Consider the following 15,306-nt stretch of genomic DNA (forward strand, 5'->3'; position numbering starts at 1 on the left):
ATGTCACCTTCCTTTTTTAGCTATGTTGGTCTTGACGAATTAAAGCATCCCTTTGGTGGATGGCACGCCTTTGATGCGTGGATCAATGGTTGTTGCTTCGTCCAGTGCTCTTGCTAGTGCTTTAAATACGGCTTCAATTATATGGTGGGTGTTTTGGCCATAGTGGACAATGACATGAAGGTTCATTCGTGCCTCTAAGGCAAGTTTCCAAAGAAATTCATGAACGAGTTCGGTATCAAAGGTTCCCACCTTTTGGCTTGGGAATTCTGCACGCATTTCTAGGTGCGGGCGGTTGCTAAGGTCAACAACTACCTGTGCGAGTGCTTCATCCATTGGCACAAATGCGTTTCCGTAGCGCTTGATGCCTCGTTTGTCGCCTAAGGCTTCGCGAAGGGCCTGTCCTAAGCAGATTCCGATGTCTTCGGTTGTATGATGGTCGTCCACTTCGATGTCACCTTTGGCATCGACGGTTAAGTTGAATTGCCCGTGCTTTGTGAACAAGTCGAGCATGTGGGTCATGAACGGGACGCCAGTTTCGAGATTGGACCGGCCTTCGCCGTCAATATTAAACGCTAGTTTAATTTGTGTTTCGCCTGTATATCGTTCAATACTTGCTGATCTTTCCATTAGTGAGGTGCTCCTTCTTTTTTATTTTATATTGGGTGGTGGGGACTATGAGGACAATTCCAACGGTTTGTGCAGAAGTTTTGCCTCTAAGAAATATTGTTGAGAACAAATTCATCCGTTTTACTGTGAATCTTGTCCTCAAGACCCCTTCTTGCGAACAGTTTCTTCGATTTTCGAGAGTATTTTGTCCCCAAGAACCTCTCTTAAGGACATTCTTTCATTTTCAACATGATTCTTGTCCTCAAGACGCCTCTTTAAAGACATTCCCTCGTATTCCCCTCAAATCTGTCCTCAAACACCCATTACTTATCGTTCTTCAATCGAGTCTCAACCGCACGAGCGTGGGCTTCGAGGCCTTCCATCCTTGCAAAGCTAGCAATTTTTGCCCCGTTTTCTTTTAATGCTTTTTCACTATAAACAATTACACTTGATTTCTTTTGAAAATCATCCACGTTCAGTGGACTAGAGAAACGAGCCGTTCCATTTGTCGGGAGAACATGATTCGGTCCGGCAAAATAATCGCCTACCGGCTCTGAACTATAGCGCCCAACAAAAATCGCGCCAGCATGACGAATTTTCCCTAGCAGCTCCATCGCATTTTCCGTAATCACTTCCAGATGCTCAGGTGCTAATTGATTCACGGTTTCAACTGCTTCATTTAAATCAGCTGTAATATATATCGCACCATAATCAGCGATCGACCGAGAGGCAATCTCCTTCCGTGGCAACACTGCCAATTGCTTTTCCACTTCCTCAGCAACAGCTTCAGCTAACGCAACCGACGGTGTCACAAGGACGCTGCAAGCACGCGGGTCGTGCTCAGCTTGGGATAACAAATCAGCGGCCACTTCATCTGCCCGTGCAGTATCATCTGCTAAAACCGCAATCTCACTTGGACCTGCAATCATATCAATATCAACATCACCAAAAACCTCACGCTTAGCAAGGGCAACAAAGATATTTCCTGGACCGGTAATCTTATCAACCGGAGCAATCGATTCCGTTCCGTAGGCAAGTGCCGCAATCGCTTGGGCTCCGCCTACTTTATAAACCTCTTTGACACCTGCTTCCTTTGCAGCAACGAGCACAGCTGCCGGAAGCTTTCCTTGTTCATCAGGCGGTGATACCATAACAATCCGCTTGACGCCAGCCACCTGTGCCGGAATCACGTTCATTAAAACGGAGGATGGATAGGCTGCCGTTCCCCCTGGTACATACACCCCAACGGAATCAAGCGGCGTTATTTTTTGACCCAGAATCGTGCCATTCTCTTCTGTTGTCATCCAAGATGGGCGGAGTTGTTTTTCATGAAAAGCTCTGATATTTTGCGCTGCTTCCCGGACAATCTCGATATATGGTTGATCCACTTCCGCATAGGCCGCTTCGATTTCACTTTCCGTAACGGAGAAAGAAGCTAAGGTTACACGGTCAAATTTTTCCGTAAATTCTCTTAACGCATTATCGCCGCGATGGCGAATTTCAGAAATAATGCCTTTTACAATCTCCTGCTGCTCGGAGGTCCCTGCTTCAATCGACCGTTTGATTGAAACCAGTTCATTTACTTTTAAAATTTTCATAATAGAATGCCCCCATTACACTACTTCGCTAAGTCGTTTCACCATTTCATCAATCTGTTGGTCCTTGAGGCGATAGCTGACAGGATTAACGACAAAACGGGATGTCACATCACCGATTCTTTCATACTCCACCAGTCCGTTTTCCTTTAAAGTTCGACCGGTCGAGACAATGTCCACAATCCGGTCAGAAAGCCCAATAATCGGGGCCAATTCAATCGAGCCGTTTAATTTAATAATTTCAACCTGCTCGCCTTGTTCACGGAAGTAAGCCTCGGCCACATGTGGATATTTCGTTGCCACTCGAGGGGCTACGTCATTCATTTTTGTATTTGGAAGACCGGCCACTGCTAAATAGCAGTAACTGATTTTAAGGTCAAGAAGTTCATAGACATCGCGCTCTTCTTCTAACAAAACATCCTTCCCGGCAATTCCAACGTCCGCCACCCCATGTTCCACATAGGTTGCGACATCCATCGGCTTGGCTAAAATAAACCGTAAGCCCTCTTCGGGAACATCAATAATTAGTTTTCGTGAATCATCAAATTCCGGTGGCAGCTTGTATCCCGCTTTTCGGAGCAGCTCCACGGCTTCAATAAAAATCCGCCCTTTTGGCATCGCAATGGTTAATAAGTTACTCATTCTCGCGACCTCCAATTAAATAGGTTGTCTCGGCAAATCTTTTCGTAAAAGCATCAAGATTTCTCACACCGGTAATATCTTGGAGTACAGCTTTTTGTCCTTGCTCATGCATGCTTTCTGCCAGTTTGAAGGCTTCTTTGCGCCGTTCCTGACTGAAAAAGATGCAGTGAGTCGTATTTTCGATTTTGTCATCACTAAGTGCCTCCAAGAGCATATCGACCCGAACGGCAAAACCGGTGGCACTTGCTGTTTTTCCAAACTTCTCAATTAAGCTATAACGGCCGCCATTTCCGATCGGAAAGCCGACATTCCCAGCATATGCTTCAAATAAAATCCCCGAATAATAGCTCATATGGCTAACGATGGTAAAATCAAATTTCACGTATTTGTCAACGCCATAATCTTTGATAACATCCCACAATTCTTTTAATTCAAGAATCGCCTGTTTCCCTTTGTCATTTTCAATAATATCAAGAGCCTTTCCAATAACCTCTTCGCCGCCCCGTAATTCGAGAAGCTCTAAGAGACGTTTTTTATCAATCGATGACAGCTGAAGCGAGTTCACATGCTCGCGGTAGCCGACATAATTTTTTTCAAATAAGTATTTTCGTAAGGCTGTCGCTCTGCCGTTGGTACCGAGAATTTGTACAAATAGTTCGTTGGCAAAACCAACATGTCCGATGGAGACTTGAAATTCAGGCAATCCTGCTTTTTCTAAGGAAGCAATAAGCAGTGCAATGACTTCTCCGTCACAAGAAACGGTTTCTTCATTGAGGCATTCCACACCGATTTGCTCAAATTCTGCCGGACGGCCGCCTTCGCGCTGCTGTGCACGAAATACATTTGCGGAGTAGGCTAATCTGACAGGTAAGTCCTCATTCAAAAGCTTTGAAGCCGCTACGCGAGCAATCGGGGCGGTCATATCAGGCCGTAATACGACAGTATGTCCTTCTTTGTCGAGCAGTTTAAATAACTGCTGGTCTGCGATCGCCGAGGCTGCGCCAACGGTTTCGTAATATTCAAGTGTTGGGGTTTCAATGAATTGATAGCCCCACAGTTTCATCGTATTTGCCATAGAGGTGCGAACACGGTGCTTTTTTTCGTATAGTTCGGGCAATGTGTCCCGCATTCCCAACGGCTTTTCAAACATAAACAACCGACTCATTCTGCTCATCCTTTTTCTTCTGATTTGCGATTTTTTCCAAAAATCCTTTAGTCTGCTAACGTGATAATAAACTAAAGTTTACCTGTTTGTATTCAAACCGTCAACCAAAAACTATTGTGTTTCTATCTATTTTAAACTAGTTTAACATGCTGTACGCAGAAATTTCGCGAATTTTCACGAGATTCAGCAGAATTTGTCATACTTATTGCAAAAAAATAGTCCGGTCAAATAATGACCAGACTATTTTTCCTTTTTATATATGGGGTCTTCTGCCCAGCGTTTCTCTAGTTCTTCTTTACTATAAATGACCCTCATCGGGTTTCCTCCGACAAAATAGCCAGGCGGAACATCCTTATGTACTAGAGTGCCAGCCGAGACGATGGCACCATCGCCGATTGACACACCCGGAAGGATGGTGGAATTGGCCCCAATCATCACTTCACTGCCTATGTTGACCGGACCGAGCCTGTATTCTCTGATTAAATACTCATGGGCGAGAATGGTCGTATTGTAGCCAATCACCGTGTTACGCCCGACACTGATTTTTTCCGGAAACATGACATCCAGCATCACCATTAAAGCAAAGGATGTCTGCTCCCCGACCTTAACTCGAAGGAATGTCCGATAGAGCCAATTCTTTAACCCCAAAAAAGGGGAATAGCGGGCTAATTGAATGACGATAAAGTTTTTGACAACCTTCCAAAATGGCACTGTTTTGTAAACATGCCACAATGAGTTCGCACCCAGAACAGGATGGCGGGTCGTATGTCTCATCCTTCTCACTCTCCGAGAATGGTTAATAAGTCAGTCATGTCCTCCAATATATAATCGGGTTCATAACTCGCGATATAGTCGCGCCCTTTAATCGACCAAGCTACACCAGCCGTTTGTGTACCGGCATTTTTTCCTGCTAAAATATCATGGAAATTGTCGCCGACCATCATCGTTTCCGACGGAGTGGAATCCAGCTGCTCAAGCGCCTTAAAAATTGGCTCAGGATCAGGTTTTGTCTTCGCCACATGCTCATAGGCAACAATCACTTCAAAGAAGCGCTCTAAGTTCATCAACCGTAAACCTTTTAGGGTAACGTCAAGTCGCTTCGTCGTGACAACGGCTAGCTTAAGCCCGCGTTCCTTCAACGTCTGAATCGTTTCGGTTACCCCGACAAATTCTTTCACTAACTCATCATGTTTCGAAAGATTATAGTCACGGTATGCCGCGACCATTTCCTCGACACGGTCGGGGTCCGGGGTCATACCCCCAAACACTTCGTGAAGGGTAGGTCCAAGGAACGGCAGTACATCTTCACGTGTATACTTGCTTGGAAAGTATTTTTCCAAGGTATTTAAGTAAGTGGAAATAATTAATTCATTCGTATCAATTAATGTCCCATCTAAATCAAAAAGTACAGTCGTAATTTTGTTGGTCATCGGTGCATTCCTTTCTATCATAGAGCTCTTCACCTATTAATTCGTTTGATCTAAATAATGAGCTTCAGTACGATTTTTTGTGCGGCGGTAAATCAGAATGGCTAATGCGACCACAATCAATGCGACGGAAATCGTTTGTGCCATTCGAAGACTTCCTAGCATTAAGCTGTCGGTTCGCAGGCCTTCAACAAAAAAGCGGCCAATCGAATACCAAATCACATAAGTTAAAAATAGCTCTCCGCGACGGAAATTAACGCGGCGAAGCGAGATTAACAATAAAAAACCAGCAAAATCCCAAACCGATTCATATAAAAAGGTTGGGTGATAATAAGCACCATTAATATACATTTGGTTGATAATAAAATTCGGTAAATGCAAGTTCTCTAAAAATGCCCTTGTTACTTCCCCGCCATGGGCTTCTTGGTTCATAAAATTGCCCCATCGACCAATCGCTTGTCCTAAAATGAGACTTGGTGCGGCAATATCGACTATTTTCCAAAAAGAAATCCCTCTTTTTTTCGCAAAAACGATGGTCGTAATGACCGAACCGATTAACGCACCATGGATGGCAATCCCGCCATTCCAAATTTTCGGGATGTCTGCCGGGTGGGAGGCATAATAACCCCATTCAAAAATAACATAATAAATTCGGGCTGAAATAATTGCGATGGGAATCGCCCAAAGCATTAAATCAGCAAAGGTATCCTTCGGCAATCCTCTTCGGTTGGCTTCCCGTATGGCCAGATACAGGGCAAGGGCCAAACCAGATCCGATTATAATTCCGTACCAATGCACCTGGATTGGCCCGAGTGTGAAGGCGATCGGGTTAAGCGGTTGGATGGCTTCATTCATTTCTTCATTCTCTCCCCTTACTCGTGGTCTCCCTCTTCAATAACATCTGCAAGACGATCGGTAAATTGCTGTGCTGCATTTACCCCCATTCGTTTTAAGCGGAAATTCATTGCGGCCACTTCAATGATAACAGCGAGGTTACGTCCTGGGCGAACTGGAACTGTCATTTTTGGAATCTCGGTATCGATAATCTTCATCTTTTCTTCATCCAAACCAAGGCGGTCATATTGCTTTTTCGCATCCCAAATTTCTAGATTCATGACAAGTGTGATTCGTTTATTACTGCGGACTGCTCCTGCCCCAAACAAAGTCATGACATTGATAATCCCTAAACCACGAATCTCTAATAGATGTTCAATTAAATCTGGTGAGGTTCCCACTAGTGTGTCTTGGTCTTCCTGACGGATTTCCACGCAATCATCGGCAACCAGTCGGTGCCCCCGCTTGACAAGTTCAAGTGCGGTTTCACTTTTACCAACACCGCTTTTACCCGTAATCAATACGCCAATACCATAGATATCGACCAAAACACCATGAACGGCCGTAGTTGGAGCAAGCTTACTTTCTAAAAAGTTCGTAAGACGGCTCGAGAAACGGGTTGTAACCATATTGGTTTTTAAAACCGGAACAGACTCTCGTTCCGATGCTTCAATTAATTCTTCTGGCACATCAATTCCTCTTGTCACAATGATCGCCGGAGTGATGTCTGTACAGAGCTGTTCCATGCGAGAAATGCGTTCATGCGGCGGAAGTTCTCTAAAGAAGAATAATTCTGTTTTTCCTAACAGTTGGACCCGTTCTGCCGGATAAAACTCAAAATAGCCGGCCATTTCTATCCCCGGGCGGGAAATATCACTCATCGTAATCGGGCGGTTTATACCTTCTTCACCGCTGATTAATTCTAGCTGAAATTTTTCTAAGATATCTTTCGTACGTACTTTTGGCAAAGAGTTTTCCTCCTTAGGCGGCTGTTTTTTTTATAGGCTGTGTTAAAGGTCAATAAGCGACTTGGAGCGGAAATCAACATCCAAGATTAACACAGCTTTTTTATAAATTAGAATTAAAAGAATTCATACCTCCTATTTTAGCATTTTTTGATAAAGAACCAAATGGATTGTTTGAAAAAGTCAAAAAGGTGCACTCCTAAGGGATAAGGAGTACACCTATTTCGATTATTTCTTCGCCTTTCGAGATGGTTCGAACAGTGCCTTTTGAATGATGATGTTTACGAACGACATCATGACCGCAAAAAATATGGCCATCCCAAAGCCGTTAATTTCTAAGGCATCCCCCATCAAGTAATCCGTCAGTTCAAGGGTGATGGCATTGATCACAAATAAGAATAGCCCCATCGTTAATACGGTCGCCGGTAAGGTAAGTAATATCAATAGTGGACGTACAAGCATATTTAAAATGGATAACATGACGCTCGCCTCTAGTGCAGCCACAAATCCTGTTAGCTGAAAGCTTTCATGAAAATAACCAGCAAGAGCCATAAATAATACCGCATTTATCAAACAACTTAACAGCCATCTCATTGATTAGGTCTCCTACTTTTCATCTGATTGGTGGATGGTGATGGTGCCTGTTTTGGATTCTGCAAAAAGGTTGACGAGCTGTTCAGGGTGTTGAATGGATTGGAAACGGAGTGATTTATGGATCATTTCACTCTTCTCTTCCAGTATCTGAATGCCGACAAGGTTGACATGAAAGCCGCCAAGATTGGATTTCAAATGACCATTTACCGGCAGTCCTTCAGGGATATATAGGTCAATGCCGCCAACAGCCGTTTTGGCTTGAATCCATTCCGCCTGGCTTCCATGCAGGTTTACACTGATATTGCCGTTAAATGACTCCATTTGAAGATTTTTGAATTCTCCATCAAGCTGGATGCCCCCATTAATCGCTTCTGCTTCTACCTTTTCAAACTGACTTTTCTTCAGCTTTATTTTTCCGTTCGCTGTTTCTATTTCCGTATTTTTTCCGGTGAAATTTTCGAGAGCAATTTTTCCATTGGCGGTTTTCACGCGCAGTTCGTCTATATTCATTTGTTCCCCAGAAATGGGTCCATTAAACAGTCGAATTCGAACCCGATTATAAAGAGATTTTGGCACATAAACTACAGCTTCCACCTTCATCCATTTTTGCTGGGTGATAAAGCTTAGTTTCTGGTTCTCCACAGCAAAGGTGACATCTCGTAAAAAGTTTTGCCGGGCTTGGTCCTGGGTGTCAACCCGGTGGACCTTTGCCTGACACTCGACCCGGACATCCTTTTGATCCCAGCCGATGAGTTTGACCGCTCCATTCGCAACATCAATGTCGATGTCTTGTAGGTCGACATCCGCTTGGTGAAAGATATGTGAGATTTCAACGGATTGGCCAATGTTAAAATCTAAGTCTAGATCTTTAATTTTTTTGAGGGCTAAATCCACAAATTCAAATAGTTTATCCTTGGCAGATTGGTATTTTGCTTGAAATGGTTCTTCTTTTTTGGCTTCTTCAAAATGGACGGCGGTTGAGAGCTCATTCACGATTTGTGCTTGTTTTTGTTCCATGGTTTGCTGTGCTTTATCTAGTTCTTCGAGCAGTGCTAAGGCTTCGTCGGCCTTCAGTTTTCCTTCTTCGACCATTTGTAATATTCGTTTTTTTTCCTCTTTCATGTTTTCCACCTCAATTGAAATGATTGGGTATTTTCGTTTATTTCGCTGTTAACACTTTTATACCTTTGACAATGTTCCAGATGATGACGATGAGCCAAACCAGGATGAGAGCAATGATGCTAATGATGGTAAAGATAGGGATGCCATCTGGCTGGCTAGTAAAGTCATAGAATACGGCAAATATAATTAATGGTGTTGTGATTAGCGGAATTAGGTGTGAGTATAGTGATTTCTTGGCGTGCTGTTTGGTCCCTTCGTCACCGGTGGCAAGTAAAACGGCTAATGGAAAAATAAATCCGGCGAAAAAGATACTAAAATAGCATAAACTGGATAATACTTTTTTAGATTCCATTTGGATATCACCTCTATCATTTATTACGAGCTTTGTTAGGGAAAGGTTTCTATTTTGTTTGTTATTTTTTGGTGTGCGTGTGGGCTCTGGATTGAGTCTGGGTTGGTTGGGTATCTGGGTTGGGTATCTGAGCTGGGCTAATTCCGCCAATATTAGTCATTTTTCCGCCGATTATTGGATTAATTCCGCCGGTTTTCTCATTTTTTCTGCCAACTTTTAAGTTATTTCCGCCAACTTCACTGGTTTTTCCGCCTTTGATTGCGGCTGCTGGATTCAGCGGGTTTTCTCATTAATTCCGCCTAATCTTGGATTAATTCCGCCGGTTTTCTCATTTTTTCCGCCAAATTTGCTTGTTTTTCCGCCTACCTTCTAATAAATACTTTCAAATTTCTACGGAACCCGATTCATCATGCATTCTATTTTATTCCGCCACTTTCCAGATTCATTCCATTCAACTAAAAAATAAAAAGAGCCGAAACCACCAGGTTGGTTACCCGGAGATTTCGGCTCTCATCTATGCCTTAATCGTACTTTTGTCTTCAATTTGCTGTTTCATCCGCTCGCGATCACGTACTAAGATTGGTTTAAGATACTTTCCAGTATAAGACTCAGGGGTCTCGGCCACTTTTTCAGGTGTTCCCGTTGCCACAATCGTGCCGCCTTTGTCTCCACCCTCGGGACCTAAATCAATTAAATAATCAGCGGCCTTGATCACATCCAGATTGTGCTCAATGACAAGGACCGTGTCCCCATTTTCAACCAGACGCTGTAAGACAACAAGCAGACGGGATATGTCATCGACATGAAGCCCGGTCGTCGGCTCATCTAAGATATAGAATGACTTACCAGTGGAACGGCGGTGCAATTCAGACGCTAGCTTCACTCGCTGTGCCTCACCGCCTGATAGCGTTGTTGCCGGCTGGCCCAGCTTCACATAGCCTAGACCAACATCCATTATCGTCTGCAGCTTACGGCTAATCTTTGGAATATTTTCGAAAAATTCAACGGCAGCCTCGACGGTCATATCAAGAATATCAGAAATATTTTTCCCTTTGTATTTCACTTCAAGTGTTTCACGGTTATATCGTTTGCCATGGCACACCTCGCACGGGACATACACATCAGGTAAAAAGTGCATTTCTATTTTAATAATTCCATCACCGCGGCAGGCCTCACAGCGGCCGCCTTTGACATTAAAACTAAACCGGCCTTTCTTATACCCGCGCACCTTTGCTTCATTCGTCGCAGCAAACACATCACGGACATCATCAAATACCCCCGTGTAGGTGGCGGGATTCGAGCGCGGCGTTCTGCCGATTGGCGATTGATCAATATCAATGACCTTTTCTAAATGCTCAATTCCTTTAACATCTTTGTGGGCTCCTGGCCTGGTTTTGGCACGATTCAGCTTTTGGGCCAATGATTTATGAAGAATCTCATTAATTAATGTACTTTTCCCTGAACCAGACACACCTGTCACGGCAATAAACAGACCGAGTGGAAACTTGACATTTACATTTCGCAGATTATTTTCCGAAGCTCCCTTAATCTCGACATATCGGCCATCCGACTTTCGGCGTTCAAGCGGGAGCGGGATGAATTTTTTTCCAGACAAATATTGACCTGTTAAGGAGTTGGGGTCAGCCATCACCTCTGCTGGCGTACCCGCAGAAACGATCTCGCCGCCATGGATACCGGCGCCAGGACCTATATCAATGAGATAATCAGCAGCGAGCATGGTATCTTCATCGTGTTCCACGACAATCAAGGTGTTCCCAATATCGCGCATATTCTGCATCGTTCCGATTAAACGGTCATTATCACGCTGATGGAGACCGATGGATGGTTCATCCAAAATGTATAATACACCTGTTAACCGTGAGCCAATTTGCGTCGCTAACCGGATCCGCTGCGCTTCACCACCGGAAAGCGTTCCAGCTGTGCGGCTCAGTGTTAAATAATCTAAGCCGACGTTAATCAAGAAGCCAAGCCGCTCGCTAATCTCACGGAAAATTAACTTAGCAATCTGCATTTCTTTTTCCGAAAGCTCTAGCTCTTGAAAAAATTGATGGGCTTCCTCAATCGACAAATCGGTAATTTGTGAAATATGGCTTCCATTAATTAATACGGCCATTGATTCTTTTTTCAAGCGGTAGCCTTTACAGGTCGGGCATGGCTGCTGACCCATGTATTTTTCCATTTGTTCACGGATAAAGTCAGAGCTAGTCTCCTTATAGCGCCGCTCGACATTGCGGATCACTCCTTCAAATTGAATATGACCTTCACGGAGTTGTCCAAAATCATTTTCATAACGGAAATAAATCTTATCCTTGCCAGAACCATAAAGGATTTTTTCCATTAGATTATCCGGGATGTCTTTAACTGGGATATCCATATCAACGCCATAATGATCACAGACCGCTTCAAGAAGCTGCGGATAATATTGCGAGCTGGTTGGCTCCCATGGGGCAATGGCATGCTGCTTTAAAGTTAGATCCTTATTTGGAATGACTAAATCAAGATCCACTTCCAGTTTTGAGCCGAGTCCGTCACATTCCGGGCAGGCACCGAATGGGCTGTTAAAAGAAAACATCCTTGGTTCTAATTCACCAATTGAAAAACCGCAAAGCGGACACGCATGATTCTCACTGAACAGCAGCTCTTCCTCACCGATGACGTCGACAATCACATTTCCTTCCCCAAGCTTTAAGGCCGTCTCAAGAGAATCAGCGACGCGGGCAGAGATGCCCTCTTTCACGACAATCCGGTCGACGACGACTTCAATTGAATGCTTCTTATTTTTCTCTAATTCTATATCATCGCTAAGATCCAGCATTTCTCCGTCAACACGAACCCGGACAAACCCTTGCTTTTTTATATCCTCAAACACTTTTACATGTGTTCCTTTCCGGCCTGAAACCACCGGCGCAAGGATTTGCATTTTGGTTCGCTCTGGATAACCAAGGATACGGTCTACCATCTGTTCAATCGTTTGCGAGGAAATTTCAATACCATGATTCGGACAGGTTGGATGTCCGACTCTGGCATAAAGTAATCGTAAATAATCATAGATTTCCGTTACCGTCCCGACAGTGGAGCGCGGGTTTCGGCTTGTTGTTTTTTGATCAATTGAAATCGCCGGTGACAACCCTTCAATCGTATCGACATCTGGCTTATCCATTTGTCCGAGGAATTGCCGTGCATAGGCAGACAGGGATTCCACATAGCGGCGCTGCCCTTCCGCATAAATCGTATCAAATGCAAGGGAGGACTTCCCTGAGCCGGAAAGTCCAGTCAGTACAACAAGCTGATCTCTCGGAATGGTGACATCTATATTTTTCAAATTGTGGGCGCGGGCGCCTTTCACAATCAGTTTTTCCATTGCCATCTAATCGTCATCCTTCCGCTTTCAATTCCAATAATAAGTCACGAAGCTCGGCGGCTCGTTCAAAGTTGAGTGCCTTGGCTTCCTCTTTCATTTCTTTTTCCATCGTCATAATTAGTTTTTCTCGTTCCTTCTTCGACATCTTGCCAAAGGAAGCTGCTGGTTTGTACTCTTCTTGATCCTCCGCAGCTTGGGTCGCACGGATAACGTCGCGGATTTCTTTTTGGATCGTTTGTGGTGTGATCCCGTGCTTTTCATTGTATTCCTCTTGAATCGCCCGACGCCGTTTCGTTTCATTAATCGCCAATTCCATCGAATTTGTAATTTTATCGGCGTACATAATAACATGACCATTGGCATTTCGGGCAGCCCGGCCAATCGTTTGAATCAAGGAACGTTCGGACCTGAGGAAGCCTTCTTTATCGGCATCAAGAATCGTAATCAGCGAAACCTCCGGAATATCGAGACCTTCCCGGAGCAGATTGATCCCAATGAGGACATCATACTTGCCAAGGCGGAGCTCGCGGATAATTTCAATCCGTTCCAGCGTTTTGACTTCGGAATGCAAATATTGCACTTTAATTCCGATTTCCTTTAGGTAATCCGTTAAATCCTCTGACATTTTTTTCGTTAACGTCGTCACGAGGACACGTTCATTTTTCTTCACTCGATCTTGTATTTCCCCAATTAGATCATCAATTTGCCCTTCGATGGGACGGACTTCAATCGTTGGATCAAGCAAGCCTGTTGGACGGATGATTTGTTGAATCATTTCCGGTGTATGCTCAAGTTCATATGGGCCAGGGGTGGCCGAAACAAAGATGGCATTGTGAACATGCTTATCAAATTCATCAAAAGTAAGCGGTCGGTTATCAAGTGCCGATGGCAGGCGGAAGCCATGGTCGACCAGCACCTGTTTACGAGCCTTGTCTCCATTAAACATACCTCTGATTTGCGGTAAGGTGACATGCGACTCATCAATGACGATAAGAAAATCTTCTGGAAAATAATCTAGCAAGGTATAAGGAGTTGAACCTGCCGGTCTTAGAGTCAGATGACGGGAGTAATTTTCGATCCCTGAGCAAAAGCCCATTTCCCGCATCATTTCTAAATCATAGCGAGTCCGCTGTTCAATCCGTTGGGCTTCTAGCAGTTTATCATTATCTCTAAGTTCAGTAAGCCGTTCCTCGAGTTCTTTTTCAATATTCTCGATGGCAAGACGCATTTTTTCTTCACGAGTGACGAAGTGGGATGCCGGGAAAATCGCGATATGTGAGCGTTCCCCCATGATTTCACCCGTTAAGGCATCGACTTCACGAATCCGGTCAATTTCGTCTCCGAAAAATTCAACGCGGACACAATGTTCATCGCGGGAAACAGGAAAAATCTCCACTACATCGCCGCGGACACGGAAGGTTCCCCTTTTAAAATCAATATCATTTCGTTCATATTGTATATCGACTAAGCGATGCAGCAGCTGATTGCGTTCAATTTCCATGCCTGAACGCAATGATACCACCATCTCTCGATATTCTTCCGGCGAACCGAGACCATAGATGCAGGATACACTGGCGATGATAATAACATCTTTCCGTTCAAATAATGACGAGGTCGCCGAGTGGCGCAGCTTATCAATTTCATCGTTAATGCTGGCATCTTTTTCAATAAAGGTATCGGTTTGCGGAACATAGGCTTCCGGCTGATAGTAATCATAGTAACTGACGAAGTATTCCACCGCATTGTTCGGAAAAAATTCTTTGAATTCGCTGTAGAGCTGTCCAGCCAGCGTTTTATTATGGGCAATCACAAGCGTCGGTTTGTTAACTTCTTTAATCACGTTTGAAACGGTAAAAGTCTTTCCCGTTCCGGTCGCACCGAGCAGGGTTTGATGGCGTTTATTGTTTTTAATCCCCTCCACTAACTGGCGAATGGCTTCAGGCTGATCACCTTGTGGCGAGTACTTGGAAACTAATTCAAATTGGTCGTTCACGATTCAATTCCTCCCGTAAAAATTATCCCTCTAAAGCTTAGAAACTGTTTATTATCCGGGATGGTGCAAAATCTCGAAAATACATATTAACATTTTACCACAATCACCCAAAAACAAACCAATAATATGCGAACGAATATTCGTTTTTTTTGTTTTTTCCTTAAAGTAAGGCAGTTCGTTATTTTATCGGCGGTTTTGTGGAACTTATCGGCAGTTTTCGTGTATTTATCGTTACTTTTCCGGTTGTTATCGGCGAAAATTTGATTTTATCAGCACTTTTCTTCAATTTAAAATAAAAAAGCCTGCCGGGTTCCAGACAGACTTAGAAGACTTGATAAGTTTACTAGCTATTTTTAATTAAACGAGGTTTCATTTTAGCTGCCAGCCAGAACCCGGCTGTAAGTGAAAAAGCATCAATTACAATCAGGTAAAAACCGTCGGTATAGCCTTTATAGACCGATGCCGCAATCAGGGCAACTGTTAAAACAAGGCCGATAACTCGATTATAAGTGACCCGTGAAAAAAGTAAAACCAGTAATCCAGGCATCGTAAGCGCCGCAAATATCCTAATAACCTCAAACATGGGTACACCTCATTTAGCAATCTCGTTAATTAATTCTAAAAAGTTA

General features: G+C 43.8%; 14 protein-coding genes. All 14 read right to left on the reverse strand.

Translation table 11 applies throughout. The features are described from left to right. Nucleotides 1-39 precede the first annotated feature (39 nt). Nucleotides 40-627 carry an imidazoleglycerol-phosphate dehydratase HisB gene (hisB, locus tag JOC76_RS07420; RefSeq protein WP_205176951.1) on the reverse strand — a complete coding sequence of 196 codons (588 nt, stop codon included), beginning with the start codon at nt 625-627 and terminating at the stop codon, nt 40-42. A 302-nt stretch (nt 628-929) separates the two neighbouring features. Then, a complete protein-coding gene (hisD, locus tag JOC76_RS07425) occupies nt 930-2,204 on the reverse strand; it encodes a histidinol dehydrogenase (protein WP_205176952.1) in 1,275 nt (424 codons plus the stop codon). Between the two features lie 15 nt (nt 2,205-2,219). Continuing rightward, the gene (gene hisG / locus JOC76_RS07430; RefSeq protein ID WP_205176953.1) at nt 2,220-2,843 is read right to left on the reverse strand and encodes an ATP phosphoribosyltransferase; all 624 of its coding nucleotides are present in this window, start codon (nt 2,841-2,843) and stop codon (nt 2,220-2,222) included. Then, on the reverse strand, nt 2,836-4,008 hold the full coding sequence (locus tag JOC76_RS07435; protein WP_205176954.1) for an ATP phosphoribosyltransferase regulatory subunit: 1,173 nt from the start codon (nt 4,006-4,008) through the stop codon (nt 2,836-2,838). Before JOC76_RS07435 ends, hisG begins: the two co-directional genes overlap by 8 nt. 240 nt (nt 4,009-4,248) lie before the next feature. Further along, nucleotides 4,249-4,782, reverse strand: a complete 534-nt coding sequence (locus tag JOC76_RS07440; RefSeq protein ID WP_205176955.1) for an acyltransferase — start codon at nt 4,780-4,782, stop codon at nt 4,249-4,251. A 5-nt stretch (nt 4,783-4,787) separates the two neighbouring features. Then, nucleotides 4,788-5,438, reverse strand: coding sequence for a pyrophosphatase PpaX (gene ppaX, locus JOC76_RS07445; protein ID WP_205177018.1), 651 nt, complete (start codon nt 5,436-5,438; stop codon nt 4,788-4,790). Between the two features lie 36 nt (nt 5,439-5,474). After that, nucleotides 5,475-6,290, reverse strand: a complete 816-nt coding sequence (gene lgt / locus JOC76_RS07450; RefSeq protein WP_205176956.1) for a prolipoprotein diacylglyceryl transferase — start codon at nt 6,288-6,290, stop codon at nt 5,475-5,477. A 17-nt stretch (nt 6,291-6,307) separates the two neighbouring features. Then, entirely contained in the window at nt 6,308-7,237 is a 930-nt protein-coding gene (gene hprK / locus JOC76_RS07455) for an HPr(Ser) kinase/phosphatase (protein ID WP_205176957.1), read from the reverse strand. 225 nt (nt 7,238-7,462) lie between these two features. Beyond that, nucleotides 7,463-7,828 (reverse strand): phage holin family protein, encoded by a 366-nt coding sequence (locus JOC76_RS07460; RefSeq protein WP_205176958.1) that lies wholly within the window; start codon nt 7,826-7,828, stop codon nt 7,463-7,465. A gap of 12 nt (nt 7,829-7,840) precedes the next feature. Continuing rightward, nucleotides 7,841-8,950 carry a DUF4097 family beta strand repeat-containing protein gene (locus tag JOC76_RS07465; protein WP_205176959.1) on the reverse strand — a complete coding sequence of 370 codons (1,110 nt, stop codon included), beginning with the start codon at nt 8,948-8,950 and terminating at the stop codon, nt 7,841-7,843. A gap of 37 nt (nt 8,951-8,987) precedes the next feature. Next, nucleotides 8,988-9,302 carry a magnetosome magnetite crystal formation protein family gene (locus JOC76_RS07470; RefSeq protein ID WP_205176960.1) on the reverse strand — a complete coding sequence of 105 codons (315 nt, stop codon included), beginning with the start codon at nt 9,300-9,302 and terminating at the stop codon, nt 8,988-8,990. A 514-nt stretch (nt 9,303-9,816) separates the two neighbouring features. Beyond that, nucleotides 9,817-12,690: an excinuclease ABC subunit UvrA gene (gene uvrA / locus JOC76_RS07475; RefSeq protein WP_205176961.1), complete on the reverse strand. Its 2,874-nt coding sequence runs from the start codon at nt 12,688-12,690 to the stop codon at nt 9,817-9,819. Nucleotides 12,691-12,697: 7 nt separating this feature from the next. Further along, complete coding sequence (gene uvrB / locus JOC76_RS07480; RefSeq protein ID WP_205176962.1) at nt 12,698-14,677, reverse strand: excinuclease ABC subunit UvrB; 1,980 nt, start codon at nt 14,675-14,677, stop codon at nt 12,698-12,700. Between the two features lie 343 nt (nt 14,678-15,020). Further along, nucleotides 15,021-15,260 carry a CsbA family protein gene (locus JOC76_RS07485; protein WP_205176963.1) on the reverse strand — a complete coding sequence of 80 codons (240 nt, stop codon included), beginning with the start codon at nt 15,258-15,260 and terminating at the stop codon, nt 15,021-15,023. Nucleotides 15,261-15,306: the final 46 nt, after the last annotated feature.

The organism is Neobacillus cucumis (assembly GCF_016908975.1).
GTDB classification, from domain to species: Bacteria; Bacillota; Bacilli; order Bacillales; family Cytobacillaceae; genus Neobacillus; species Neobacillus cucumis.

Bases quoted from the DNA above. Each gene is read 5' to 3' on its own strand.
- JOC76_RS07465 (WP_205176959.1), bottom strand. From the start codon at position 8,950: ATGAAAGAGGAAAAAAAACGAATATTACAAATGGTCGAAGAAGGAAAA.
- JOC76_RS07435 (WP_205176954.1), bottom strand. From the start codon at position 4,008: ATGAGTCGGTTGTTTATGTTTGAAAAGCCGTTGGGAATGCGGGACACA.
- JOC76_RS07485 (WP_205176963.1), bottom strand. From the start codon at position 15,260: ATGTTTGAGGTTATTAGGATATTTGCGGCGCTTACGATGCCTGGATTA.
- JOC76_RS07460 (WP_205176958.1), bottom strand. From the start codon at position 7,828: ATGAGATGGCTGTTAAGTTGTTTGATAAATGCGGTATTATTTATGGCT.
- lgt (WP_205176956.1), bottom strand. From the start codon at position 6,290: ATGAATGAAGCCATCCAACCGCTTAACCCGATCGCCTTCACACTCGGG.
- JOC76_RS07440 (WP_205176955.1), bottom strand. From the start codon at position 4,782: ATGAGACATACGACCCGCCATCCTGTTCTGGGTGCGAACTCATTGTGG.
- ppaX (WP_205177018.1), bottom strand. From the start codon at position 5,438: ATGACCAACAAAATTACGACTGTACTTTTTGATTTAGATGGGACATTA.
- hisD (WP_205176952.1), bottom strand. From the start codon at position 2,204: ATGAAAATTTTAAAAGTAAATGAACTGGTTTCAATCAAACGGTCGATT.
- uvrA (WP_205176961.1), bottom strand. From the start codon at position 12,690: ATGGCAATGGAAAAACTGATTGTGAAAGGCGCCCGCGCCCACAATTTG.
- hisG (WP_205176953.1), bottom strand. From the start codon at position 2,843: ATGAGTAACTTATTAACCATTGCGATGCCAAAAGGGCGGATTTTTATT.
- JOC76_RS07470 (WP_205176960.1), bottom strand. From the start codon at position 9,302: ATGGAATCTAAAAAAGTATTATCCAGTTTATGCTATTTTAGTATCTTT.
- hisB (WP_205176951.1), bottom strand. From the start codon at position 627: ATGGAAAGATCAGCAAGTATTGAACGATATACAGGCGAAACACAAATT.